The organism is Enterococcus sp. AZ077 (assembly GCF_051714965.1).
Taxonomy (GTDB): domain Bacteria; phylum Bacillota; class Bacilli; order Lactobacillales; family Enterococcaceae; genus Enterococcus_B; species Enterococcus_B hirae.
Window position 1 is genome coordinate 1,857,856 of record NZ_JBIOSX010000001.1, and the last position, 25,950, is coordinate 1,883,805.

General features: G+C 32.3%; 31 protein-coding genes, 1 tRNA gene and 1 pseudogene. 2 read left to right on the forward strand and 31 right to left on the reverse strand.

The features are described 5' to 3' along the window. Nucleotides 1-183: 183 nt before the first annotated feature. The 3 genes from IGL28_RS08520 to IGL28_RS08530 form a co-directional block, all read right to left on the reverse strand. Nucleotides 184-597 (reverse strand): DUF4231 domain-containing protein, encoded by a 414-nt coding sequence (locus IGL28_RS08520; RefSeq protein ID WP_010718761.1) that lies wholly within the window; start codon nt 595-597, stop codon nt 184-186. A gap of 1,483 nt (nt 598-2,080) precedes the next feature. Beyond that, nucleotides 2,081-2,773 (reverse strand): DNA-directed RNA polymerase subunit omega, encoded by a 693-nt coding sequence (locus IGL28_RS08525; protein ID WP_081123338.1) that lies wholly within the window; start codon nt 2,771-2,773, stop codon nt 2,081-2,083. Nucleotides 2,774-3,187: 414 nt separating this feature from the next. Beyond that, a complete protein-coding gene (locus IGL28_RS08530) occupies nt 3,188-3,520 on the reverse strand; it encodes a putative quinol monooxygenase (RefSeq protein ID WP_010718759.1) in 333 nt (110 codons plus the stop codon). A gap of 91 nt (nt 3,521-3,611) precedes the next feature. On the opposite strand from IGL28_RS08530, the pseudogene IGL28_RS08535 reads away from it, so the two are divergent. Next, nucleotides 3,612-3,808: pseudogene (locus IGL28_RS08535) on the forward strand (DUF5960 family protein); the annotation flags it as partial. A gap of 555 nt (nt 3,809-4,363) precedes the next feature. Here the strand turns inward: IGL28_RS08535 and bsh are convergent. Then, the gene (gene bsh, locus IGL28_RS08540) at nt 4,364-5,338 is read right to left on the reverse strand and encodes a choloylglycine hydrolase (protein ID WP_002295271.1); all 975 of its coding nucleotides are present in this window, start codon (nt 5,336-5,338) and stop codon (nt 4,364-4,366) included. A 162-nt stretch (nt 5,339-5,500) separates the two neighbouring features. On the opposite strand from bsh, the gene IGL28_RS08545 reads away from it, so the two are divergent. Next, nucleotides 5,501-5,758: a hypothetical protein gene (locus IGL28_RS08545; RefSeq protein ID WP_002295273.1), complete on the forward strand. Its 258-nt coding sequence runs from the start codon at nt 5,501-5,503 to the stop codon at nt 5,756-5,758. Between the two features lie 370 nt (nt 5,759-6,128). Here the strand turns inward: IGL28_RS08545 and IGL28_RS08550 are convergent. From IGL28_RS08550 to IGL28_RS08680, 27 genes are all read right to left on the reverse strand, one after another. Then, nucleotides 6,129-6,201 (reverse strand) — tRNA-Ile (locus IGL28_RS08550). 299 nt (nt 6,202-6,500) lie between these two features. After that, nucleotides 6,501-7,064: a hypothetical protein gene (locus IGL28_RS08555; RefSeq protein WP_081127317.1), complete on the reverse strand. Its 564-nt coding sequence runs from the start codon at nt 7,062-7,064 to the stop codon at nt 6,501-6,503. A gap of 3 nt (nt 7,065-7,067) precedes the next feature. Further along, nucleotides 7,068-7,577 carry a hypothetical protein gene (locus IGL28_RS08560; protein WP_376115662.1) on the reverse strand — a complete coding sequence of 170 codons (510 nt, stop codon included), beginning with the start codon at nt 7,575-7,577 and terminating at the stop codon, nt 7,068-7,070. Continuing rightward, nucleotides 7,528-8,757, reverse strand: coding sequence for a hypothetical protein (locus IGL28_RS08565; protein ID WP_081127314.1), 1,230 nt, complete (start codon nt 8,755-8,757; stop codon nt 7,528-7,530). Before IGL28_RS08565 ends, IGL28_RS08560 begins: the two co-directional genes overlap by 50 nt. Before the next feature lie 249 nt (nt 8,758-9,006). Then, complete coding sequence (locus IGL28_RS08570) at nt 9,007-10,269, reverse strand: LysM peptidoglycan-binding domain-containing protein (RefSeq protein WP_081127313.1); 1,263 nt, start codon at nt 10,267-10,269, stop codon at nt 9,007-9,009. Between the two features lie 4 nt (nt 10,270-10,273). Then, nucleotides 10,274-10,477 carry a phage holin gene (locus tag IGL28_RS08575; protein WP_081127311.1) on the reverse strand — a complete coding sequence of 68 codons (204 nt, stop codon included), beginning with the start codon at nt 10,475-10,477 and terminating at the stop codon, nt 10,274-10,276. Continuing rightward, nucleotides 10,477-10,698 carry a hypothetical protein gene (locus tag IGL28_RS08580; RefSeq protein WP_010718827.1) on the reverse strand — a complete coding sequence of 74 codons (222 nt, stop codon included), beginning with the start codon at nt 10,696-10,698 and terminating at the stop codon, nt 10,477-10,479. The genes IGL28_RS08575 and IGL28_RS08580 overlap by 1 nt, the downstream gene beginning before the upstream one ends. A 47-nt stretch (nt 10,699-10,745) precedes the next feature. Further along, nucleotides 10,746-10,874, reverse strand: coding sequence for an XkdX family protein (locus IGL28_RS08585; RefSeq protein ID WP_071856314.1), 129 nt, complete (start codon nt 10,872-10,874; stop codon nt 10,746-10,748). Between the two features lies 1 nt (nt 10,875). Beyond that, nucleotides 10,876-11,265 carry a hypothetical protein gene (locus tag IGL28_RS08590; protein ID WP_081129493.1) on the reverse strand — a complete coding sequence of 130 codons (390 nt, stop codon included), beginning with the start codon at nt 11,263-11,265 and terminating at the stop codon, nt 10,876-10,878. 15 nt (nt 11,266-11,280) lie between these two features. Further along, entirely contained in the window at nt 11,281-11,805 is a 525-nt protein-coding gene (locus IGL28_RS08595) for a hypothetical protein (protein ID WP_164885458.1), read from the reverse strand. Beyond that, the gene (locus IGL28_RS08600; protein ID WP_081129490.1) at nt 11,805-12,164 is read right to left on the reverse strand and encodes a hypothetical protein; all 360 of its coding nucleotides are present in this window, start codon (nt 12,162-12,164) and stop codon (nt 11,805-11,807) included. The genes IGL28_RS08595 and IGL28_RS08600 overlap by 1 nt, the downstream gene beginning before the upstream one ends. A 3-nt stretch (nt 12,165-12,167) precedes the next feature. Beyond that, the gene (locus IGL28_RS08605; protein ID WP_081129489.1) at nt 12,168-12,785 is read right to left on the reverse strand and encodes a hypothetical protein; all 618 of its coding nucleotides are present in this window, start codon (nt 12,783-12,785) and stop codon (nt 12,168-12,170) included. Then, complete coding sequence (locus IGL28_RS08610) at nt 12,785-13,693, reverse strand: phage baseplate upper protein (RefSeq protein ID WP_081129486.1); 909 nt, start codon at nt 13,691-13,693, stop codon at nt 12,785-12,787. The genes IGL28_RS08605 and IGL28_RS08610 overlap by 1 nt, the downstream gene beginning before the upstream one ends. A gap of 12 nt (nt 13,694-13,705) precedes the next feature. Next, nucleotides 13,706-16,468 (reverse strand): phage tail spike protein, encoded by a 2,763-nt coding sequence (locus tag IGL28_RS08615; RefSeq protein ID WP_081129485.1) that lies wholly within the window; start codon nt 16,466-16,468, stop codon nt 13,706-13,708. After that, entirely contained in the window at nt 16,465-17,205 is a 741-nt protein-coding gene (locus tag IGL28_RS08620; protein WP_002349898.1) for a tail protein, read from the reverse strand. Before IGL28_RS08620 ends, IGL28_RS08615 begins: the two co-directional genes overlap by 4 nt. Further along, nucleotides 17,195-19,984 carry a tape measure protein gene (locus IGL28_RS08625; RefSeq protein ID WP_081129498.1) on the reverse strand — a complete coding sequence of 930 codons (2,790 nt, stop codon included), beginning with the start codon at nt 19,982-19,984 and terminating at the stop codon, nt 17,195-17,197. Before IGL28_RS08625 ends, IGL28_RS08620 begins: the two co-directional genes overlap by 11 nt. Nucleotides 19,985-20,225: 241 nt before the next feature. After that, complete coding sequence (gene gpG / locus IGL28_RS08630; RefSeq protein WP_034698427.1) at nt 20,226-20,567, reverse strand: phage tail assembly chaperone G; 342 nt, start codon at nt 20,565-20,567, stop codon at nt 20,226-20,228. Then, a complete protein-coding gene (locus IGL28_RS08635; protein ID WP_034867690.1) occupies nt 20,567-21,184 on the reverse strand; it encodes a major tail protein in 618 nt (205 codons plus the stop codon). Before IGL28_RS08635 ends, gpG begins: the two co-directional genes overlap by 1 nt. Next, nucleotides 21,185-21,562: a phage tail terminator family protein gene (locus IGL28_RS08640; RefSeq protein WP_034698430.1), complete on the reverse strand. Its 378-nt coding sequence runs from the start codon at nt 21,560-21,562 to the stop codon at nt 21,185-21,187. A 1-nt stretch (nt 21,563) separates the two neighbouring features. Continuing rightward, on the reverse strand, nt 21,564-21,959 hold the full coding sequence (locus tag IGL28_RS08645; RefSeq protein ID WP_053766659.1) for an HK97 gp10 family phage protein: 396 nt from the start codon (nt 21,957-21,959) through the stop codon (nt 21,564-21,566). Further along, nucleotides 21,952-22,323, reverse strand: coding sequence for a hypothetical protein (locus tag IGL28_RS08650; protein WP_081129483.1), 372 nt, complete (start codon nt 22,321-22,323; stop codon nt 21,952-21,954). Before IGL28_RS08650 ends, IGL28_RS08645 begins: the two co-directional genes overlap by 8 nt. Then, the gene (locus IGL28_RS08655; protein ID WP_002304501.1) at nt 22,323-22,664 is read right to left on the reverse strand and encodes a hypothetical protein; all 342 of its coding nucleotides are present in this window, start codon (nt 22,662-22,664) and stop codon (nt 22,323-22,325) included. Before IGL28_RS08655 ends, IGL28_RS08650 begins: the two co-directional genes overlap by 1 nt. An 11-nt stretch (nt 22,665-22,675) precedes the next feature. After that, complete coding sequence (locus tag IGL28_RS08660) at nt 22,676-22,891, reverse strand: hypothetical protein (protein WP_002311614.1); 216 nt, start codon at nt 22,889-22,891, stop codon at nt 22,676-22,678. A 22-nt stretch (nt 22,892-22,913) separates the two neighbouring features. Further along, on the reverse strand, nt 22,914-23,804 hold the full coding sequence (locus tag IGL28_RS08665) for an SU10 major capsid protein (protein ID WP_081129480.1): 891 nt from the start codon (nt 23,802-23,804) through the stop codon (nt 22,914-22,916). Between the two features lie 14 nt (nt 23,805-23,818). Beyond that, nucleotides 23,819-24,433 (reverse strand): capsid assembly scaffolding protein Gp46 family protein, encoded by a 615-nt coding sequence (locus IGL28_RS08670; protein ID WP_241546346.1) that lies wholly within the window; start codon nt 24,431-24,433, stop codon nt 23,819-23,821. A gap of 229 nt (nt 24,434-24,662) precedes the next feature. After that, entirely contained in the window at nt 24,663-24,980 is a 318-nt protein-coding gene (locus IGL28_RS08675; RefSeq protein WP_034698454.1) for a hypothetical protein, read from the reverse strand. A 1-nt stretch (nt 24,981) separates the two neighbouring features. Further along, a complete protein-coding gene (locus IGL28_RS08680) occupies nt 24,982-25,860 on the reverse strand; it encodes a minor capsid protein (protein WP_128427694.1) in 879 nt (292 codons plus the stop codon). Nucleotides 25,861-25,950: the final 90 nt, after the last annotated feature.

Here is a 25,950-nt window from a genome sequence, read left to right on the forward strand (position 1 = left end):
TCTCAAAAAATCAGAACTTTTTTGTAAAAAAAAAGGTATCCATCTGCCTCAGCGTGTAGGTTTGGATACCTTTTTAAATCAGCAAAATTAGGTTTATTTTTTATTTATACATAAATGCTGTTCTAGGATTACTTGTTGTTCCTATCTCTTTGGTACCTTTCTATCTTTAAAGGGATGATATGGTTAATTGCTTACTTGATTAAAGTCAGAAATGATATCATTCAACTCCGTTTGAAGTGTCGAAACAATCAAATGAAAATTTTCTTCATCCGTTTTATCATATGGGGATGTTTTTGTTACATAAAGCAGCTTCTCGTTTTCTATTTTCATTAGAACCTGTGTTGCGGTTTGTACTTTGTTTTGATAATTAAACGCAGACATCCCACTTTGAATAATCGTTATGATTGCGGAAGCAATCGAAACGACTAATAACAAAGACTTATGATCAGATGCCTCGTGAATTAAAATAGGAATAGCAGCAGATAATACGATTTTTATAATATTACCTATACCAATGATTCTATTATACGATTGAATATCTTTTTTTAATTTATTAATTGTAGAATCAATCGATTCAATAAACGCTTTTTGATCCATATCATTTCTCCATTCACATTATTAAAATTTGGTCGTAAAACTATTATAATTGGATTTACCTATGTTTCAGCTAATTACAAATCAAAACAAACGGCTATTAAATAACAATTATTATTTTATCAAAATAATGATATATTTGTCAATGATAGTATTCGTGCACGGATAAAAGCTATTGAAAAGATCTGAACAAAGATTTAATCATTACAGACGACATAAAAATCCCATTTAATGTATGCTCACAATCTCTGACCAACCGAGCAAAGTAAGCTTGATTGATTTAAAAAATTAAAACTGTGAATACTATTGCCCACAGAATTGACAAACATGCCCATCTCTCCCCTAACTGTCCATAATGGTAGATATGTGTAAGCAGTGCCTAACCGAAAAGTTGGCATGAAGCATGAAGATATAAGTCATAAAGATCTCTCTATTATTCAACTATATGATCAAGTGTCATATGAAAGTATTGAACGAACTTCGATAAGTCCAATGACTATATCAATAATCAACAACGAAAATTTTCTGGACAAAATATTTCTCTGCCAACAAACCAAAAAAGGATGGCTATAATTAGCCATCCTTTTTTATAAATACCTCAATGAGTATCACTTTTCATTTTAAAGGCAAATTGTTTTGGATAATTATTTTTAATAATTACCTAAAACTCCTTATCTTAAAGACGTTCGTTCAATTCTTTGGCAAGGTCTTCAAAGCCTGGTTTGCCTAGGAGTGCGAACATGTTTTTCTTGTATCATGTGTACATTTATTACTTTTTTTCTCTTTTGTACCGTTAGAAAACGCTGAAATATCAGTATTTTATCTATCTCCTGCTTTTTCCATCTTTTCTGGTTTTTAATATCACTATCACCAAAACTATCACTAGTTTTTCTATTATTTTTACTTTTTTATATGCATATTGAAACCGGAGTTAGAACAATTAATATAAGAACGAAAAAAACTCAGCCAAGAATGATTGGTTGAGGTCTTTAGCTACTCAAAGTCAGATTTGAATCTTTCGGTTTTAAATTTAGCAAAGGATTTAATGAAATCATTGATTTAATCTCTAAAGGCACAATTTCACATCTCATATTATTTTTCCTTATTTGTAAAATTTTTTCTAGGTATTCTCTACATATATACCTCCGATTTGTAAGTAACGTTAATGGTATAGAGATACCACTTAAGACAAATAACCGATCACAATCCACCAGAACTGGCATGCGAAATGGCGATTTAATTCTAGAAGTCTCTTTATTTGGTAAAATTTCAAATCTATTTAAAGGTGGAAGACCTTTTTTAATATGTTTTAGTCTTTTTGAAGTACAAACAAAAAGACCTTTCCCCGTTTCCTGTCGTTCAGCAAAAATATAAATATGTACTTCCCCTCCATTTTGAGAGGAGATATTTTTGTAGAATATTCAAATAAAAATTATTTAGCAACAAAATACTATTTTGTTAAAGAAATTTAAACTAAAAAATACATCTATTTTCCTGTATGTTCAGTCACGATTTCTTGTGATCTATTTGCTGTGTCTTCTACATCGCTTTTGGCTTTTTCCAGTTTTTCAATATAATTATTCAAATTACTGTTTTCTGATTGCTCTTTTTCTAGTTTTTGTTGAGTACTTTGCAATTGGTTTTTAATAGTATTTTTTTCATTTGACAATTGATTAATTTGTTGATTTAAACTATTAACAGTATTTTGAGCATCATTAAATTTATTTTGTTCTGTTTGTAAACGATTATTCCAATCAGTGTTTAATTGATTTATTTCAGCTATTTTTTGATTTATTTCATCAATTTTAGCATTGATTTCATTTTGTTTACCTTGCAATTCAGCATTTTTTCCTGATAATTGATTCTCTAAATTTGTTTTATCTATAGTTAATTGATTTTTCTCATTTTCCAAAGTCAACACTTTTTGTTTATATTCTTCAACGTTAGCCTTTACTTGCTCAAGTTCTTGATTATTTGAAGATAATCGTGAATTTAAACTACTAATATTTTGCTCTTTATTTTCTAGTGCTTTATCTAATGACTCCAAATTATGATTGATTTGTTCAATATTATCTTCTCCACCCCATAACAAAATATCATCGGCAAAGTTTTTCCCTGCGATCCCTGCTAACACTAATCCACCTATAATTAATCCACTTACTACAATTTTCTTATTCATATCACCATTCTCCTTAACACAAACTGAACAAATTATAGTTAATGATTTCACAATCAGTCAATTTAAATATGTATTTTTTTATTTTATTTTTATAAATCTTTTTCTTAATTCGGATAAAGTCAGATGTAACTGCATACAAACATTATTTTTAAAACATTGTATTAATTAATTTAAAATTAGATACAGTTATTAAATTCACATAAAAAAGTCTACTCTTTCGGATAGACCAAAACATCTAACACATTTATTTTACCAATTTAAGAGATTATATATTCTATATTTTTGAAATAAAAAAATACCCGAAGGTGTATAAAAAATGGTTTAGTTATAGATAAATTAACTTAAGAGTACTGTTACTACAAGTGTTCTTCTCACTCTAAAGGAAAAACTATCCTATCAAATAAAATAAGCACATTATTTTCTTATAAAAGCGGAGTCTTTTGCGGAAATATTTTTTATATCTGTTACATATCTTTCAACTTTCATATGCAAATCATATTTTTCTCTAAGTTTAGTAATATGAGCCATCATCGGAGATTCATGATGTTTGTCTAGTGCATCTTGATCTGTCCAACTATCAATTAGAAGAATTGTGTCCTCATCATTCATTGAAAAAAAGTATTCATATTTAATATTGCCTTTTTCTGCACGGATATCTTCTACAACTCCAGTTGAAACCATCTCTTTTGCAAATTTTTTCGCATTTCCATTTGTACCACTATAATAAATGTTCACAGTAATAGCCATTTCTTTACCTCCTTGTATATTTATCTATCCTTATATACCCTGTAGGACTCGAACCTACGACAGGACGGTTATGAGCCGTCTGCTCTGACCATTAGCAATAGAAGATAGCTTATTAATTAATCTCTATTATTCCAATAAAAACTACTTTAAAATCCCTGCTGCGAAAACGAGCATGAAGAAAGATGTATATTTGATATCGTGACGAATGTGTCAGACGCACGGAGCGGTCATCGGCGTTATGACTATATAAAGTATACTTTCGTTGATCCAGAAAGGTATAAAGATTAAAGTAGGATACCTAAAAAGGTAGCCCGGAACGGATTTTATCACCATACTTATAAAAGGAGATATTTTTAAGTTAGTATTAAGATTGTGTAATATGATGATATCTATATTTTATAGTATCAGTGCTATAAAACCAAAAATAAGTCACTAATTAACTACCACTCCAATTATAAGTCTTTTTCCCATTATTTTTTATAGTTATATGGTATGCTTTTTAATGGCTTCAAATATAAAAGAGTTTAAAGCGTAATACACTTAAGGGAAGTGGTTTGGGGTGCGCTTTAAACTCTTCTTTATTATTATCTCACAGCATGCTTAAAAGGTCTATGGATTAAGTTATGTAAAAAAGTGCCTCTTTAAACGTCCTAAAATCCAAACAAGGATAGCATAATATACACTATTGTTGATCCAGAAAACAGGTAAATAAATTTTGCAAAAGCAATAAGTTAAAAACATTACAAAAAAGACAAGGATATCACATCAAGAAAAAATGTTTTGAAAATATCTTTGCCTTTTTTGTATTATATCTATATTAAATAATCAATCACAACACATTAACTAATTTATATATTTAATTTGTTGTTTTTCTATAATTGGATAACTAATTAACTTATGACTATCTAAGTCTTCTTTATTCATATCAATTGCAGTAATTTGACTGTCTTCATATGTTCGATAATAATAGATTCCTTTGTCAACATTGCAACAAGAAGAATAAATTGTATATTCATATTTTCCATCACCAACATCACACAAACCTTTTTGTTGTTCTACTGAACCTAAGATATGGAAAAATTGACTAATACTTTCTGACTCTGAATCTCCAGATACAGAATTCAGCTTCGTAAAAGTCGCTTTAACAAAACGAGATACTGAGGATAAATCTCCAGGCAAGCCTATCCCTCCCATACCGCGGCTATAGGCATTCAAACTTATTTGATTTGAAAAATTATTTTTAGGAGTTTCACTCGATAAGACACGATAATTGTTTAAATTAAATAATTGATAGTCAAATGAAGGATTATTGGTAAGAACGCCCACAGGGTTATCATATATATGAAGTCCATCTTTCATACTTTCAATGACAATTGATTTTTCTTTATCAGCTAATAGCCAATGTAAAGGGGATAAAGGAAGTTCATCACTATAATTTATATTTGCTAAATTGATATTTTTTAACAATTTTTTAGCTTCTCCTACTGTTGAGCATTGTCCTAAAATCCAAGGAATAAATTCAAAAGGAGATACATTGTCTTTCCCTTCTTGTATTTCTTTATAATCAGCATACCCAGAAAAATTTAGCCCAGCCATACTCAATCCTTTTTCATTTGTCGCATCGTAATAAAGAGGGTAGTCAGCTATACCAGCGGCAATACCAATCATTGCATAATGAGTATCCAAATCATTTACCTTTCGAAAATTCAACTTATAATTTCTTGGAGTAATAGTGACTACTTCATTGTAAGATATTTCATAATCAAAATTCCTTCCAAAATAATGATCACTTGTTACATAAGTAATAGACGTACACATAGTTTATTCCTCCTAAATATTTTTCTGTCCACGTTCATATTACTCCAAAGTTTTCCTCATTCCAAAAGAAAAGCACAGAATACACAAAGAAGCGTTTTTATTTGTATAAACTATATCAAAGTTCTATACTTAAATTATCAAATAAAAAGGACGTGAAGATAAATGTCAAATTTAGAAAACAAAGAAGAAAAAGTTGTAAACAAAATTGTTTCTGTTGTCAATAAACTGGATAAAGAGTTAGACGAACTTGATACGTTATCTGAAAATCCAGAAAAAAAACATAACCTAAAAAAATGGTTAGTTGAACGAAAGGCTATTCATGAAATTAAAAAAGTTCTTCATGAAGCTGATAAATATGAAAAATATGATGAAAAAGAACTTGATAAAGAATTTAAAGAAATCAATGACTTATTACTCTGATCTATTAAACGACTCATTATGAGTCGTTTTTTTATACAAAGAAACTATCTGGAGGTAATCCAAATATAAATATTGATTGTAGTACAAAAAAGAAGCGTCCGAAGACGCTTCGCTGTTTAAATGCGTAAAAAGATTGGGAAATTGATTCATCAGCTATTACGACTATTATTATAATCTCATCCTATAAAAAATCAATACTAAAAAACTATTCTTTCGAGTAGCTCTGAACAGATGTCATCATAACTTATGAAGGAAATAGACATAAGATTGTGTATAAAAAAATAACCGCCCGAAGGTGGCTGAAGAAAGCTTTTATTTACATAAATACTCTTCTAAATAATTTTAACACAGAACTAACTTAATTACTATATGTACCCTGTAGGACTCAACCTACGACCGGACGGTTATGAGCCGTCTGCTCTGACCAACTGAGCTAAGGGTACAGGTTGTTGCCACCATGAACAATAAAAAAAGAGATAACATCAGTTTTTGTGGCAACAATCCCATTATCGCATAACTTTGGAGAGTGACTAGCTATGGGTGAAAGTGAAGATACGCGATAACATTATTATTTTATCGAATATTTTTTATAGTTGTCAATATAGTCATCTAAATACTTTATATCGATCATTTATTCGAAAGCAAGCTACTCTTGAAGATTTGGAAGAGTTAGAGCGGTTGATCAAGGGATGAAAAAAAGAACCATCCTTAGATTTTAAAGCTGGTTCTTTTATATATTCCATTAAGTTCTTAAAACTTCTCTCTCCAATTTTGTTATTAATGAGTTTATTTCAGACTTCAAGTTGCTATAGATACCTCTTTTTTGTTCTAAATCTGATCCAATTAATAATGACAATTTTTTATCATATTTTATTAAACTTTCCAGTACATCTTCTTCTAAAATCAACTTATCAAAATAAGTATTTAAAATCTTTTTTGATATCTGATTTTCTAAAATCATTTTACTATCAGTTGGAAAATTCGCTTCGTTTACTTTATTCATAACATCTAGATTATCTTTGATTTCTAGAATTAGCAGCTTTACACGTTTGTTATTAGCACTTAACTCTTTCTCTTTTTCTCGCATTATAGCTCCTTTGGTTTGTAAGTAAGAAACACAGTATGCCACTCCAGCAGATAGTAAAGAAGAAAACATAATTTTAAAAAGTTCTGTCCAATACATCGCTTGGTTTTCATCGCTTATTTTAGAAAATAATATATTCATTCCCCACATAGATAAAAAGAAAACGCAAAAAAGGCCTATCACTAAGTACACAATGCTTATTTCAACTTTTTTCGTATTCATAAACTACCTCTCAGCTAGCCCCAGCCATAATTTAGCATTATCATCATCACCACAAACTGGCGGGGCAATCTCTTTTTTTGTTGACAAAATTGTTTCCGGTACTTTAGTTGGTTTCATTTTTAAACTAAACCAAATTTCAATGTTATGAGAGAAAAACTCTTCATTTCTATCAGTATATCTTGAATATAAAATTATAGGGTTCCCATGAACAACAAGTTTTCTATACTCCTCTTCAGATATAGTTCCAATGTAATCATTATCATCATTTCTTACTTCATACTTTACTTCAAATAAATTTTTACGTTCCCCTTCTGCAAATATTCTAAGTACATCCCGCTCATTATGATTATATTCCAAAGCAAATTGATAAGGGTTAATTCGCATTAATCTGTGATAAGACAACGAAGCTAACCACATATCTAAATTTTCCAGTATTTTACCTATAGATGAATAATTTCCTTCATTAGAGAGGCTTTCTTTTATATTCATCAAATTTTGGTAATACATATTCATATATCTCCTCTCTAACATTATATCTCAAAAAATGAGTTATATAAAATTCGCGATAACAAGTATAGCGTACTTCAATATTATCAAAACGATCATCTTTCAATTCACTTTTATTTACCCAACTAACTACTATACTAGATAATTCTTGATCAAAATATATACTTTCCTTCGTATCAAAATATACATCACTATCCTGTAAATCCAAATCTTTTCTTGCATTCGTTCCACCTGAAGTTGCTTTAACATTCCCCCCAACTGCATCTGAATAAATTATAGATAATACTCTTCCATCATCTACTTTTTTAGTTATAAATTTTTGAAAATCTTTTTGAATAAGATTTCTTTCAAATAATTTTCTAACTCTGTGAGAAAGCCTTATGTTCCGTGCCTCTTCTGTATTCAGATTGTTTAACATGGTGGTAACAAATCTTTGGATTTCCTCTTGGTAGGGCTCTAGTTTTTGAGCATAAGGCTCTTCCAAATGTGCAGTTAAATATTTATAAATCTTAAATAAAGTTTGCTTTTCATTTAATAATTTAAATGTTAAATTATAGTCTCTTTTTAATTTACCAACAATTTCAGTTTGTATCTTATTTCTTGATCCATTACTATTATCTTTAATAAAAGCCTGGGGATTTTCTGATAAAATTATTCTAACAACATCATCTAATGGATTTATTTCGCACCATACGTACTCGAAAATTTCTTTTTCTGTTTCGTCTTCACGTTTATAGCTATTTATTCTACCATAGCAAATTTCTATTAAATCAATGAGTCCATTTGTATGTGACACATGTCTAAATATTTTTGTAAATTTTTCTTTTTTTAAATTTTTACCCAAAAGAACATCGGAAAAATTTAGATCATCAATTGAATTTACATCAAACTTTTCAATTATATTTCTTTCAGAAAAATAAACAGATTGCTCTGTAGTAATAATAGGATATGTAACTACTATTCTATTATTGATATGTTTAATTGTTTTTAATAGAAAATTATGATAGCTAGCAATTAATTGTTTCTTTTCGTATTTGTCACTTTCTTCATTAATTGTTTTAATTAAGCTATCAATCAACATTGCTTTATTGCCATCTAATACTAAACCCTCATTTTTAATAAATTGTTCTAAATGTTTAACGTCAATTTTTTCCAATAAATGACCTGGTATCATTAAGTCTTCCATTATCATAATCCTCCAATGTATCTGCTAACCTAATTTAACCAAAAGAAAGCCCTAAAGACAATAGCTTTTGGACCTCTTAGCAGATATAATCATTGAGAATTATGAAATAACTTTAACATATAGAGAACATACGTTCAAGTTAAACGTTTATGACATTAAAACGACACTTTGTGATACTCATAACATTAAATTTGTAACAAAAATGTTATATATATTTCCAAGTACCGCCCCTCATCGAGGGGCTATTTTTTAGTATGATAGTACTTGACCTGGATAAATCAAATTAGGATTGGATAATCCATTGTGCTGTGCCAGTGCTTGATAGGTTGTTCCTAACTTAGTCGCAATTAACGAAAGATTATCGCCATATTGAACTGAATACGTTCTAATTGCACTAGCTACACCACTTAATTTTAATACTTGACCAGCATAGATCATGTTTGGATTACTTAATCCATTCAAAGAAGCTAAAGCTTGGTACGTTGTACCATACTGAGTGGCGATTGATGACAAGGTTTCTCCGTATTGTACAATGTGTGTTGTAGTTGAGGGTTGTTGTGCAACAGTTGTAGAATCTGGCAAAAGTTCTACATTGGATTTATCGATCCAAGATAAAATATTCGCAAGTAAGATTTTATTCCCATCTACTTGTTGAACTTTGTAGCTTTCACCTTTTACCCATTGTGGGATATCCTCACCAGTCACCCACTGATTAGCTGAGAAATTCACTTTCACAGTGTCGCCAGTTTTAATCTCTGATTTTGGTTTTTCACTCGTTTCTTCGCCTGCATTAATTGCTGGTGTATCTGTTTGTGGTTTATCTGAATTAGTATAACCATTATCAGTGATTCCTGTTAAATCGACATTCCCATCCAATCCCCCTGCAATATAAGTAGATGTAAACTGCCAAATGGCAACCCCATCCATACTTGGAAAATAGTTATACAACGGTTCTGGAGTTACATTGTAGCTAGGATACCCGGCAATCCATAAAGAGTTAGGAAATTCTTTAATAATTCTCTTATAATCAACATATTTTAATGTGAAAGGTTTATAGCTATAATACATTGGTGTATATCCTGCTTGTCTAATTCGTCGCATACCGTACAAAATTGTTTCTGTATTTGCATTTCTATCAGAACTAGCGCCGTGTTCAAAATCTAAAGCTACAATTGAGCCTTTCGGTGTTTGAATCTTAGGCAAGAAATAATCCATTGTCTGTTTAGCGATATCCATGTTTCCATAGGTGTCATACCAGATATAGGTATGCGCTCGTTTACCTTGCGCAATAGCACTCGCTACTTGTGTTTTGTACGTGGACTGCTCGTAAATACCATTAGCGTTATACCCGCCAATTTGAGCAATCGCAAATTTATCATGAGCATAACCAAAACGCCCTTGATCTCCTTGATAAATCGCCCAATCCACACCCTGATCGCCTTTGGCGGCAAAAACATTTATAGGCAACAAAAAAAGAGCTACGAGAGCTCCTACTAAAATTTTCTTTTTCATTCGTTTACTCCTTATCTTTTAAGTTGTAAGCTGATACCCCTGTAATTACTCCTAAAAATGTTGCTATAGCATTGATAGTTAATACTGTCATATCAGTTTCATTCCATCCATATGCTTTGCCTAATGTGGCTACTAATACAGATAAAGTGGGCAATACCGTAAGTACTGTCCATTTAATAATTTGATAATATTTATCGGGTAAAATCATTACTTCTCGCCTCCTTTCATTTCCTGAATATCATGTTCTGCTTCATTCATCCGTCCTTCTAATAGAAAAGTACGTTCAACAATATGGTTATGCTTTTCAACTTTTTTCTCCAATTGTTCAATTCGATAAATGGTCAGTTTATTTGAAAAAACAATGCCTGCAAACGTACCAACCAATGTTCCTGCAATACTTAAAGCAGAAATAATCGCATCAATACTCATAGTTCACCAACTTTCCAACAAAAAAAGCACACTCCACGGAGCATGCTTTAACTTTCTTTATTAATAATTTTATCTGCTTCTTCCTCTGTAATGCACAATGGAACAAATTGCCGAACTTGATCTGCAGTAAAACAATTCCAGTCATACATCATTTTAATATCATCATAGGAATACATATTATTTTCCTCCTTCATTTTCTGATAATTGAAGTTGACTTTTTAATGAATCGATTTCTTTACTATTTTGAATAGTTGTAAGCATTGTTTTTGAATTGATTTGTGCTAATGATTCAGTTTTTTTTGCTAGTTCTCCATTTGATTGTTTCAAGTTTTTGTTATCATTTTGTAAGCCTATAGATAGTTCTTCTAAAAGATTCAGTTTTTTAGAAACATCTTGGGTCACAACTTCTTCCCATTTTCGCTCCCTCGGATTCCAAAATTGGCGATCTAATGGAATATCTGGTAATGGCGGTACTGAGGTATAAGGGACTCCCTCTGGGAAATCATCTGGCATGTTCTCCCAGACCTTACAACCTACTGGATACATATATTCATACATTGCTTTCATCATTCATTCCCCCTATTAATTTGGCCACGCATCATTTGTAAAATAGCTGACGGTTCCAGAACACTCTTGATTTTCTGGTAAATTTGTAGTAGAAACCATCACAGCAATTCCCGAAGCATTCGCATAAACAGATAATGCAGGATTTCGATTGGTTTTATTCGCCAAAGTTCCACCCCAATCCTTTAGCGAAGTTGGAGTATATCCTTTTGGAAAAGCCATTAAGTTTTTCCATCCAGCAAAATTTGCTGATTTATTTGTAATCGCAAAATTAGCCACTACACTTCGTCCACATCGTTCAAATCTGACTGAACTTTCATTGGTAAAATCTGTTGTATTCGTTGTTTTTACTGTTTTTGAAACAAAACGATCTAAAATTACTGGTACATCATTCACTGTTGGTGTTTGTAAAAAGTTTTTAAAACCATCAACAGACTGATTACCAGATGTTTGTACTAATGCTTCAGCTCCATCAATTGCTCTAAAATGAGTTTTTAAATATTTAGGCACACCATTTTCTTTTAATTGCACAATATCAGACATTAAACTTCGCCTACTTTCTCAAATGTAATATTGGCTATTCCATCAAGTTTCTTTTTATCATCTTTAGACATCAAACCATTTGCTGTCGTTGTTGCTACTGCTGTAGTTGTTGCATTTTCTCCAGGATCACCTTTATCTCCCTTTGGTAAAACAAAATTAAATCTAGCTGCAGATGATGTTCCTACATTCGTAACAGAAGCGGTTGCCCCACTAGAAACTGTTCCTATGGTAATTGTTGCTGCTTGACCAGGATCGCCTTTATCTCCCTTCACTGTTGTTGGTTTGCCTTCTATAGCATTCCAATGAGTTTGTGGATAAACCTGTACATCGCTTTGTTTTATTTTTACGATATCTGTCATTCTCTATACCTCCCCAATTTTTTCAAAAGTAAAATTTGGAATTCTTTCGTTTGTGTAATTTTCTGCTTGATTTACAGCTTCTTGGAATTTTTGATCTACATATGACTGACTAACACCACCAGTCCCACTACCACCTGTAGAACTAATTGTTCCATCTTCTGCAATTGATATATTTGCACCTGCTTTTAATATTTTTAGAGATTCTAATTTTCCTTTTAATTCTTCAGAGAAATTGAAGTCTGTTTGCTTAGTTGCAGATAAAACACCTTCTTCAGTAACTTCTAAAAGTTCCCCAACTTTTATACCTCCTAATTGTTCAGGGGTAGCGATCGGCAAAATATATGTTCCACCTTCTCCATTTACAATCTTTTGAAACATTTCAGCAGTAAGAATACCATCGCTTGTCTCGCTTGCATAAGGTAGTTCAGTAATTGCATTCTCTAATCCTAAATCAGCTTTCGTTAAAATGACTGCACCATATTTACCATTAACCGAAAGAACTTTTGATTGTCCTGATATCATTTTTTCTAAGCCTAAAACTGCAGAAACATGTGTAATTGGCATAAATTGACGTTTAACACCAGATTCATCAGTTTCCATCATTCTCTTTACTTTAACCATCAAATCACCCCAACTTTCTCAAGAGTGAATACATTTTGTTTTTCATCATCAATGGTGGCTATAACTAATGCTCCTTCGGATATATTACTTTCAATAGTTTCTACTTTTTCTACCTCATGATTCTTAGAAAATAAATCATCTTGTAAAACATCCACAATTTCAATTTCACCGTATTCGATAGTAAATAAACTTTCTCTCAATTTTTCGAATAAATAATCCATATCTGCAAGCAAACGATTAGAAATTGAATTGTGTCGTTTCCCTTGAATATCCACTCTCGCATCCATCAATTCGGCAAGCATCGTTCCTCCAGGATCAATTGTTTTTAAAATATCCTTGATTGATTCAAACCATGACAAGTAATCTGATTCTTGTCCTTCTCTCCAATCTTGGAAACTATTCTCCTGTTCCTCTCTCCAGCGATCAAATTCTTCTTTCCTTTCATTCATCCAGTCCGTAAAATCGCCTTTATTTTCATTAATAAAATCTGTCATATCAGCAATTAAATCTTCAATTGATTGCCAATAAGAACCCATTTCTCCTTCTGTTTTTGAAACAGCATTGATGACAAAATAAGAGAAGTCTTGAGTTGTTCCAATCAAGTCTTCTCCTTTAAATATAATGAAATTGGCTGTTTGTCGATGCAAACACTGCATGGAATATTTATCAAAAATATATTTGATTTTCCCTTTTTTAGCATCCACAATTTTTGTTTCTAATTGGACTGGATATTTTCCGCCAACAACTGATTCAAAATATACCTTACATTCTGATAAATCATATGGAAGACCATTTTCGACAATTGTAGCTTCCATAACTTCAGTGTTTTTATTGCCTTGTCGAACTTGAATCATCCCCACGTAATTATAGGGTTCTGTTGTACTTAATATGACATTCCACTTTGCCATTAAATCACCTCCCTATTTTGGTGGTATGACAATGGAAGAAATTGCACTTGCACTATAATACTGGCGATCTAACTTTCCACAAATCATACCTAACTCTGTGTTTTGTTCATAAGTTTGCATACGACCATTAGCTAAGCCTCGGATAACGCCAGTATGTCCATAAGTTCCATCTGCAAACCATGAACCCACTTGTCCACCTCTTGCCCAATTAATAATTGCACCAACTACTAATTGATCATATCTAGGGTTTTGAATCACTTTCCAGCCAACAGCAGACCAATCATAGGCAATACCAATATCAGATGCTGCAGAAGTATTTCCTATCACATGAGTTAAACCATATTTTGTTCCAGCACCCATGCCACAACCACCCAGATATCCTGAATATTCTGCAGACAAGCCATAACACTGACCATTGCCAATTCGTTGTCCAATCAAAGACTCTAAATGTTTTAGTCCTGCTTCTCCAGTAGCTCCTCCTGGTTTTAAATCTTTAAATTTGTTATACCAGTTAACTGCATAATCTTGACGTTCAGGATGTGTCGCTGCCGGACGTTCATAGTTTCGTTCAAAAGCATATGCTGCTTGTCTTGGATCAGTACAGGCCTTAAATCCATCAACCGTCGTAGGTTGTACTACACCCATCCATTGTCCATTTGTAAATGTCCAAATAAGCAATCGAACTTGTGCATCTAAGCTCGTTATTGGTTCTTTAATACCTGCAGCATTAAATAAGTTTTGAACATAAACTTTTCCATCCCATGTTGCTGGACCAACAAGAGGATATGAAGAACCATCCCACTGAACTAATCCGTATGCTGGTCCACCTATTTGAACAGTATCAGGATCAAAAGTTCCTCCTGTTTCTTGTTGAATGTTCCCCAATATTCCACATGCAGATTGTTTCGTAAATCCGTTATTACACAAAATATCGTAAATTCTCCAAGCTCTCTTTTCTGCATCTGTTTTTAATTCACTAGGATATCCACCAGTAGATTCTCCACCTCCTGATGGACCACCACCTTGTCCAGGAATTATTTCTTTTCCTTTAACTGTAAGTTTTCCTTGTACATCTAAGTCTCCAAAATAAATTGCTTTACCATTTCCTAATAAAACTAATCCTTTTCCTACTTTTGGAGAAATCAAAATATATTTGCCGTCTCCATTTGTACGAATAACTAAAGAATTATCTTCAATAGGGGTTGGAGTAGAAGCTCCAGGAAAAGGATTACCAGCAGAATCAGTTGTTCCAATCGTTCCAATTGAACCCTTAGAATTCCAAAATTCCATTCCTTTTTTAGTTAACTCCATTATTTTCTTTTTGTTGTTCCAAATTTGGAGTAGTCCATTAACTAATTTCAATACATCTCCAGTCTTGTTAAAAGAATTTTGAAAGATATCTGCTTTGATTAATCCAGTTTGTATAAAATTGGCATTAAATATACTATCTAATGTCCAAGCTGAATTAAAAGGCCCCCGCCATCCTTTCTTAGAAAAAGCAATCCCATTTTTATTCATTCTTAGTACTTCTCTTGCCTTTTCTAAATCTGGATTATCCATAATAAAGATGTTGGAAGGTTTTTCTTTTGGCCATAAAACTACATATCCTCCTGCACTGCCTTGACCTGTAATCATTGAAGAAACATAATCATTAAAATCACTCATATAATTATTCGTTGCATAATCTTTTAATTTATCCTGAATAGTTACAGCTTGTTGCTGATAAAAAGCAACTTGAATGTCTCCTGCTTCTAATTTCAAAGTTTTTTCAGATAAAGAATCGTATTGTAGTCCACTAACCTTTGATTCAAGATAAATATTATATTTTTTATGATATATTTTAAATGTATCAAACAGACCATAATTTCTAATCTTCGCAAATTCTTTCGCTTCTTCACTATCAGTCAACTTATCAAATTCAACCGTAATAGAAACTTTAGGCTTATCACAGCCAGGATTGATCGTTTTAAAGTAATTTTTAGCTATTTTATTTAAGCTCTTAATGTCTTTTACTCCTTGTTCTTCTGTAAACTGAACATGTTCTGTATAGACATCAGGATAGTTATTAATATAGGCACTATCTACTGGCGAACCATAAATTCGATTAGTCGTACCTACCTCACTTTGAGGATCAGCATATGGAATAATTCTTGTTTTTATACCTGTCCAATCTAATTTGACCTTCAAACCAGACATATCTTTTCCATACCGAATCGTTCCAACATTATTGCGACCTCTTCGCTTTAACAAAGAAAGCTTAAATGGTTCACGTTTAATTTCTCCGCCCCAATATTGAAGCAATGATCCTTGTTCACCAGCAATACAATTTAAAACATTTCTCGCTTCAAAGATTGTGCTAGAAACAGCCGTAATATCAGAATAAAGTCGTATGTCAGATTTTTTATCCATTTTGGCTTCAATAATTGATATCGCTTCTTGACCAGTTTTAGAGTCTACTTCCGCAAGAGTGACTACCCGTCTTCCAAGTCGATTTGTACGACTCTGAGCATAAATAGTTACTGTATTTAAAAAAGTATCTATATCTTTATCATCAATAAAAAAGATATGATACTCTTCTTGATCGTTTGGCTTTGCTTTTATTTGATAGTCATTTTCAAAATATTCATCAAATCTAGTTCCTAAAGGATAATCCAACTCTAATTCATATTTTCCATTAGCTACTTCATATATTTCACATCTTGTACAATCCTTTAAAATTCCTAAGCCATTCGTTGAGAAATCTGTTTCAGTAGGACTATATATTCTTGGTTTCATACTTTTCTCCACCACCTAGGCATTATTTCAAATGAATGAATATTTTTCGTCCATTTAATTTCATTTTTTCCAGGATATAAAAATGGAAAATCTAAAAATAAAGTGACCTGATCCTGATGTTCTAAATTACCATCTAATTTTCGATAAGCCTCTTCTAATTTAGAATCTATAAATAATTCTCTGTCCAACGATTTCAAATCATATTTATCCTTATTAATATAAAAAGAAGCATCTCCAGAACCACTCAATTTAATAAGCGGTTTTGAAGAATACTTCTCTGGGTTATAAATTTCAAAAGTTTCTGTTTGTCGAATAGTAAATCTACCATTGTAATTTTCCTTAAATGGTCGAATACTCACTGTAAATTCAAAAGGGACAATATTTCCTGTTTTTCTTGTTCCTTTAAATTCAGGTCCTTCTATTACTACAGCTTGATAAATATATTGTTCATCATAGTAAAGAATAAAATCACTATAAGACGACATATCTAACCATTCAGTGATTCGATCTTCCCACTCCTGCACCATATCAATTGAAGGTGCTTTATAGTAACACTCAATCTTTCTAGTCACATTTTTGTAATAGCCTTTATCAATAATGATAGAATCATTTCCTTCTCGCTCTCTCAATTCAATTACTCGACTAGCTGAAACAGAAGCAGGCCTGTTTTGAATATACACATTAAATTCAGAAGAATAATGTTGATTAATAAAAAATTGTCCTCTCTTAAGTTGCATATAATGTTCCTCCTACTGCACCAGCATCTCGTTTCATTTGTCTTGTCAATTCTGTTTTAATTTTTGTAGTAATCTTTCGAACCATTGAATCAGGTAAATCTCCATAAACATTTAAATGTAAATGAATTTCTTTTGTTTCACTAGCAGATATATTTTGCTTTGTTTGTGTAATTGGTAGGTGACTTATTCCATTTACTACAGGTTGAACAGACGGTGTTTTTACTAAATTTGTCATGGTTTGATCTAACTTACTTTGCTCTTTATCAATACCAACGATAATACCTTGAACAATATTTTTACCAACCATATCACGCATCCATCTTGATGGAGAATGAATATCTAAAGCTCCTTTAATCCAATTTTTGATATTACCTGCAATACCTTTGATAGTATCTTTCAAAGCATTCCACTTTTCTTTTACACCATTTATAAGTCCATCAATGATGTTCTTACCGATTTCAAATAAATTGACTTCCCTTAACGAATTAAAGATTTCTTTTACCCGATTAATAGTATTTGAAACACCATTTTTTAGATTTGTCCATGCATTTTCAGCAGAATTAACAATTCCAGTAATAATATTCCAGAAAGAGTCCTTAATGTTATTCCATGTATTGATCATGGTATTTTTTATAGAAATCCACGTATTGTATGCCGTATCTTTAATATTTTTCCAAGTATCTTTGAAAAACTGTTTAATATTATTCCAAGTAGCAATGGCATTATATTTTAAATCGATCCAAGTTTGAATAATAGAAAACTTCAATTCAATCCATTTCTGAATTGCAAAATATTTTATATCAATCCAAAGATTAATAAAAAAATACTTTATGTTTAACCAAATCGATTTAGCTTGATTTACCACTTCATTCCAAATATTTATCAATGTAAGCTTGAACCCTGTCCAAATATTGAGTGCAGCAAAATAAATATTTGTAAAATAACTTACAAATATATTCTTTATAGATTCCCAAATATTTATGGCACTTTCTTTAATATTATTCCAAACAGCAATCATATTATTTTTTGTTTCTTCCCATCCACCAGAAATCATGGAGGTAATAAACAAAACCGGCGCAAGTATAACATTTTTTAAAATCTCAAAGACGTTTTTACCAATCTCAACTAAATTATTCCATAAGGTTTCTAGATAAAAAGTAACATGTAAAAATGCATTCTTTATACCTGTAATCAATGGACCAGCAACTGACATAATAGAACCTTTAATTTCATTCCATTTTTCTCTGGCTGAATCTTTTATACTTTGCCAAGTATCAGAAAACCATTTCTTCATATTAGACCATGCGTTTTTTACACTATCAACTGCATTAATAGATGTTTCTACTGTTTTATCAAATAAACCTGTTGCTCCATTTTTAATGTCTTGCCAAGTATTTGAAAACCATTCCTTTATTCCAGACCAAGTATTCTTGACACTCTCAACGGCATTTGATGCCATTTCTTTAGCAGAATTCCAAGTATCAATTCCCCAATCTTTTATATTCTTTAATACCCCAAGTACGGAATCTTTTACATCATTCCAAACGGATATAACTTTGTTTCTAAACTCTTCGTTGGTTGCCATAAAATAGCCAAATACAGCAATCGCCCCAACAACGGCTCCAACAATCAAAACAAACGGATTTGCGGCAGCTATAGCACCCATAATCTTTAGTGAATTTCCAACACCGATTATGGCATTTTTAAAATTATTGAAGCTTTTTATAATTGCTGGTATTCCTTTAAGTTGAAACATTAATGCGCCCAAAGCAGTAGTTGCAGGAACCAGAAATGGCATCATGAATTTCAATGCAGAGCCAAATTTTTGAACTGCATTAAATAAATCACCTAAAAAAGACACTGCTCTAGGAATATTTGCAGCAATTACTTTTAAAAAAGATTCCATGGAACTGGCAACTTTATCAATAATCCCCTTAAATCCACCTAAATCAGCATCCACTAGGGCTTTATTTAATCCTTCTATTACTTCGCCAACACCACGAGTAACAGCTGTTTTGGCATTCTGGATAGAGGTTTTAATCCCTTTAGTTGAATCTTTTGCAATTTGATTTAATGATTTAAGTCCTCCGCCACCTTTAGTATCCATTTCTATTAATTGATTTTGGAACTCTTCAACAGAGATCTTACCTTGAGATAACCCTTCTTTAAGCTCTCCCATTGTAATTCCCATCTTTTTAGCGATAGCAGATAGAGTAGGACCAAGTTGAGCATTAATCATTGAATTCCAAGTTTGTGCGTCTACTTTTCCATTTGAGAAACTTTGAGATAGCTGAATAACAGCTTCATTTACTTGATCAGTTGAACCACCAAACCCGAGAATCCCATCATTTAATGCTTTAAATATTTGAGTCGAACGAGTCAAGTTCCCAGTTGAAGAAGCAAGAAGTTGTACATGACTTATCGCATCATTCAAAGCGGTAGGAAGTCCTTTAATACCTTGAGATAAAAGCCCATTCTTTCCGATATTCTTCATAATTTCAGAGTTGCTGAACCCCATATTTTGGAAATTTCGTAGAGCATTATTCATCGTATCTACTCGATCAATTGCTCCACTTATGGAACCTTTAATTAGATCAAAACCAGCTCCTAAAATTCTAGTCACTCCACTGGCTAGAAAGCTACCAGCAAATATTTTCCAAATACTACCTAATGAACTGCCACTTTTTCTACTCGTTCTTTCGATAGTTCCATCAAAAGAACCTAGCTTTTTGATAGCATTATTCATACCAGCAGTAAAACCTGATTCATCTAATATCATCTTCAGAATTAGGTCATCGTTATTCAAAGTATCACCTCCTAAAATTGGGTGAAGTTATCGTAGTACTCAACATCTTCATGCTCTTTTACTGCATCTCGAAAAGCAAAAAGACGCATTAACTCATCAAAGTCAGTACGTTCAATTTCTGGTAACGTCCAACCTGCTTCGAGTAATTGCGTCTTTAAATCTAATTCTCGATAAGTAATCGAATGTTTAAAAGAAGGATATTTGAGAGCTTCGCTTACTTTTTTTTCGTCTCCGTATAAGTTTCATCAAATCCTGCGGTAACAGATTTTAATAACTTTCCTGTCAATGGAGCAATTTCTCGAGCATCAATCCCTTGACGATAATCTTCACCAGTAAATTGTCCTTCAAACAAAGTATCTGCAATAAATGAATAAGCTCGACTTAAAGCTTCTGACACTGATTTTTTGTCTACAGCATTTTGCATTACTTCCATCACTTCTGCCGCTTCTTCTACAACTGGACCTGGTAGAAATTCAGCAGATTTGAATTGCACTTGTTTATATTTCCCATCTTCATTTTTTTTCATTAATTTAATTGTAGTTTGATATTTAGACATTATTTTTTACCTCCTGTAAGTTCTTCTTGTTCTGCTTCTTCAATTGGAATTGCTACTTTTGTAAACCAGTTTTCGATCATTGTTTGATCAACGCCTTCATCATCTTCATCAACTGAGTACATATATCCAAGTCCTGGTACATCTACAAATGAACCCTTCCAAGTTGGATGAGTAAAACTTACTTTACTTCCTTCAATAGTTGAAGTTTCATCTGAATCTAAAGCAAACTGCCCTTTATAAAAGACTGTATAACGATATTTTCCATTCGACTTTTTACGCCGATATGCAAAAGCCCCATCTTGGGCAATATCTTCTCCAGAGCGCAACGCACCACCTTTGACAAGTTTTCCTCCAGTGATTGCTGTTAAAACTTTATGACTATACCCATTTGCTTCTAATTCAACTTCTGCACCACCAAACGCAGTGAATTGATCTTGAACAACTGAATCACCATAGTCTTGTGTTGTTTCGTAATTAGCTGTAGGTTTGATACTAACTGCTGTTCCCATCGTCATTGCAGTATCATATACTGGAAGTTCTCCTGTCTCATCTTTCAAAGGAAACCAAGTAGGTTTTTCAACAGAAATAATTCCAGTTTTACTTCTTTTTTCTCCCATTTATTTTTCACTCCATTCAATATATTGTGGAAATCCTAATGTAAAGCGAATGTGTTGAACACCATCTGTTTCATCAGGTAAATAGTTTTCTGGAAATAGTGTTTGACTATCAATTGTAATCGTATTAAAAAAAGCCCCACAGCATGAGACTAATTCATTCACTAATTTTTTATCAGATTTATTATCAATCAATGCAATATCAATTAAGAAAGAAACATTTTGAACATCAATCCCTACATTTTCAGTCCCAGATTCCATTACGGATAATACAAAGTAAAAATCTTTAGTTGACTGCATAACTGAATCAAGATATATTGTCCCATCTGGATATATTTCTTTTAATTTACTACTGATTTCAGCAATGATTTTATCTTTCATGTTACTTTCCTTTCTTAACGATTTTTATTGCCATTTGTTTAAATCTTCGAGGAATATAAGACATATTTGCAAGATTCGTTGCACGGGTCAACATAAACCGTCCTTTTACAAATCCACCATTTTTAGTCCTGTGTCCTTCTTCCACATACTTAAAGTAATGTTCATTATTTATAGCTGCTCCAACAATACGACCAGTTGAAAGCTTCCTAGCTTTTACTACTCGATAACCACGTCTTAAATCACCTGATTTTACAGGAGTTAAAGGTTTAGCTAGGCTAACAACTTTATTCATCGAATCATTTACAAAAGATATTCCTTCTTTTTGAGCAATTACAGTCATATTTTTAAAATTTTCAATGATCTTTTCTGCATTAGATTCATATTTGAGATCACCCATTTTTTTCACTTCCTATCAAATTTACTTCACAATGACTAGGATAGTAAAAAGGCTTAGTAGCAAATAGAGAAAAAATTAAGCCACTGGCCTTTTGAGTTATTGTTATTCGATCTCCTTTTTTGAGTTTAATCTTAGGATGAATAAATAATTTATATGTGTCAGTCGAAACATTTACCATTTCTCCATCTTCTATGACTGCTAGTCCATCGATTTGACCTTGTGAAAGAGCGCAAGGGATAGGATTATCATGTACTTTTTTATAATCTTGAATAGTAATATTTGTATTAGAATCTTCAATGTCCATTAGTCTTTCGATAATACAACTATCTTCGTAAGTAGTTTCTAAAATATCTGCTTCATTCATTAAAAAAACTCCAATCCTCCACAACCAATAACCCTTCGTATCAAATCGCCATATCCTAGAAGTAACTCACTAACAGCATTCGCTGTTGACGCATAACTAATCGTCGTATCGCCACGTCTAACTGAAGATACTTTTTTTTCTGATTCATTTTTTATTATTTGATACAACACTTCACTAATCACGCTTTTTAACTTTTCCCATGAAACATCATTTTTACAACTATTGTATGATTCAATTTCTAGCAAAATTATTTCTAATAAATTAGTTATGCGTTCTTCACTCAAATCTGGAAAATCTTCTTTTATAGACTCAATGATTTCCGTTTTTAGCGATTCATCCATCAGATCACTTCCTAAATTTCATTAACATCAATTGCATCTTCCAAAATTGCAATTGCTTCTTTATCATCTATAGAAATGATAAATTCGTTATTTGAATCTGCTGTGATAAATCTACGAGTTTTAGGATGAACAAATCCAACAAAATTTTTAGTTTTACCTACTCTATATTTCACGACTTCATCTTTTTTAGTTTCATCTTTTTTTACCACTGTAATTCCTCCTATCAAAAAAGGGAGTACTAACTCCCATTTATTCAGACTTTAAATTTAAAATTGCCCCAGAGTTTGAAGCGTTGTATTCAAGAGAATATTCACCTACAAGACCGATACGTCTTGAATCAGTTGTTTTTGCAAGTTCTTCTGCTCTCCATTCACGTAATGGACGTAGTTTCACATAATTAGTATCGATTGCGGCAATTGTTCCTTTTGGCAATGATGGTTCTAGTAAAGCAATACCTGTACCGTAATTAGACACGATATTTCCAATTTGCAATCCAAAAGTTACTCTTTCCCCGAACTGAACAATTTTTGTTGATTTTCCATCTAACTCATCAGTCATTAACTCCTGCATATCTGGAGAAATCAAGCATAGTTTTTCTCCCATATAACCTTTTTCATACATTAATTTAAATAAACTATCGATATCTTTTCTTGTTACCGCACCCGCAGTAGCTGTTTCTGCTTTATTTGCTGAGTTGATCAAGTTCAAGATTCCATTCATTCGACGACCTTTAGAACTATTTTCATCAGCTTTTACACCAGTAATTAATTTTCTGTTCAAATCAATTTTCATTTCCATACCACGTAGTGCTACTTGATTAGTCAATTCGTTTCCGACACCATTCACATTAATAGCATCTAACGTACCAGATACAGAGGTTGATTTTCTAAAAATTTCTGTATAGTTGTTAAACCAAGTTCGACCAGATTCAGCATCTGGATAATCTCCGCCCTCAAGCTTTTCAGAAGAATCATCGTTATTGATATCATATTCACGCCATTTAATTTCTGTAGAGTTTGCTTGCTCTGTCTTTCCAGCACCAAGTAAATAGCTTAAAAAAGGTGTATTTGGTACTTGCATAGCATTAATCGCTGGTGAAATATCCAAATACTCTAAATTATTTAAAGATGTTTTTTTCATAATTTGTCACTCTCCTAATTAAATTGTTGTAGCATTTCGCCTAACTTACCCATTGGATCATCAATATTTTCTTGTGTATTATCAGCTGTTTGTTGCTGTTTTTTCGTACCAAATGCTGTCTGCATTTCTAGACTTTTAATTTCTTCGGAATGTTTCTCTTTAATAGATTCCAAAACGTTAGTAAAACCTTCCACAGCTTTTTTAGTGAATTCTGTATCAGAACTAACAAGATTATTTAACATAAATTGAGAAATAGAATCTTTTAACTCTCCATCTAGTTCTAGCCCAGCAATTTGTTCAGCAACAAATGCTTTGTTGTCACTTGTCACACGTAAAGCCTTCTCAGCTTCGAATTCAGCTTGTAATTTCTCTAGTTGTATTTGTTCAGGTGACTTGTTTTTCTTGGATTCCTCATATTCCTTGATAGTATCCTGTTTAATTTTATCTAGGTTATTTTGTTTCCAAGCTTCCAATTGCTTGTCAGCAACACTTTGAGATTGTGACTGAAGAAATTTTTGAGCTTCTTCATTAGATTCCGCAAAAGTTTTGAAATCCTCAAAAGAAAACTGTGGATCGTCACCTTCGGCAAAGTATTGCAAATTCATTGGTATTAATGATTTGTTTTTCACGCTTATTCTCCTTTCGCCCCACGATTCGTTTTCACGCCCCGCATTGCTTTGAGTTTTAATAGTTGCGCCCCACCATTCAACCAAGCCCAGTATTGCGCTAGTTTAAGGTGATTTCGCACCAAGAAAAAGATAACTTATTAATTAAGTTATCTCAGACTGTAGACAAAAAGGAGTGGCTTAATTGCCAACTCCTTTTTGTTAGTATTTGTAGAAATTTGAAATAAGAAGCCTATTTACTAGACTTTCCTTCTTTGTAGTCAGTTCTAACAACAATACATCCCGTCTTTTCATACCAATTAACTGTTTCTTTTAAATTTGGTAATGTATGAGATAATAATTGAATCGTTAAATTAACGGTATTCTTATTAACTGGAGTATTCTCTTGATAATTAACAGTTTGATCGCCAATAACCACGTAGGCATAATTACCATTCCACTGATCTCTCAAGCCATTAGGATGATTCTCAGACTCAATAGCTGTTTTGTAGGCTTCTGCAATATCAGCTTTTACATTAATTGTTAGTACTGCTTCATGAAAATCTTTCATTCTACTTCCTCCGTTTCAAATTAATTCCAAAAGAATCATGTGCAAACTCATCTAATAAATCGCCAAATAATCGGTCATATTCTTCATCAATATCCTTTCCTAATTTTGGTAAATTAGGAACATCCGTACATCTGCAACGACTGTGAAAAGGTGCTCGATTCTCACCTATGACAGCATCTTTCAGTTTATAGGGATTCTTACTTGCCTTTCCTCCACAAATTCGGCAAACTCTCTCATCCTTTGCAGTTAAAACGTTGTATTCCTCAATACCTGTTTCTAAATATGATTTTTCAATACCATCTTGAGCAAATTTTGCATACTCCGTTCGAACGAGATTTTCTATCGCTTTGTTATACTTTGATTCTTCTAACTTAAACATGTCACAAATTTCTGAGTCTGTTCGCATGGTATTTAGTGCGTGTATAACGCCTTCTCCACTAGCAACACTTTTTACAATAGCATTGGAGAGTTTCTGTTCGAGTGATGAAATATTTCCCCAAAGCCTCCTAGAAAAGGTTTTACCCGACCAAGGATAGTTTAGATAACTCTCTAATTCCACTTGGGATAAATAATTCGGCAAATCAACATTCAGCAATTGCGATAACACATTTGCATTTGAAGCATATGAACGTTGCAATATCTCTTCCAATCGATCTGAAAAATACTTGTTCACGTCTACATCTATTGCATGGTATGCAAGGATTTTAAAGATATCAGAACGTATCTGTAGCAAACGATTAACCTTTGTATAATCAAAAGATGGAAAAAATTCATCGATAAACTCTTTGTATTTTGAATCGTACATTTTGAGAGATTTGTAATTTTTTTCCACATATTCACGATATTTTTTTTGATCACTTTTGCTGTAAAACTCCATCATTTCAGCATAAGTAATATCATGTAAGTCTGCTTGAGATAATAGTTTTTCCTGTATCTCTTTCAGCGCTTCAGGAAATACACTAGTTAATTT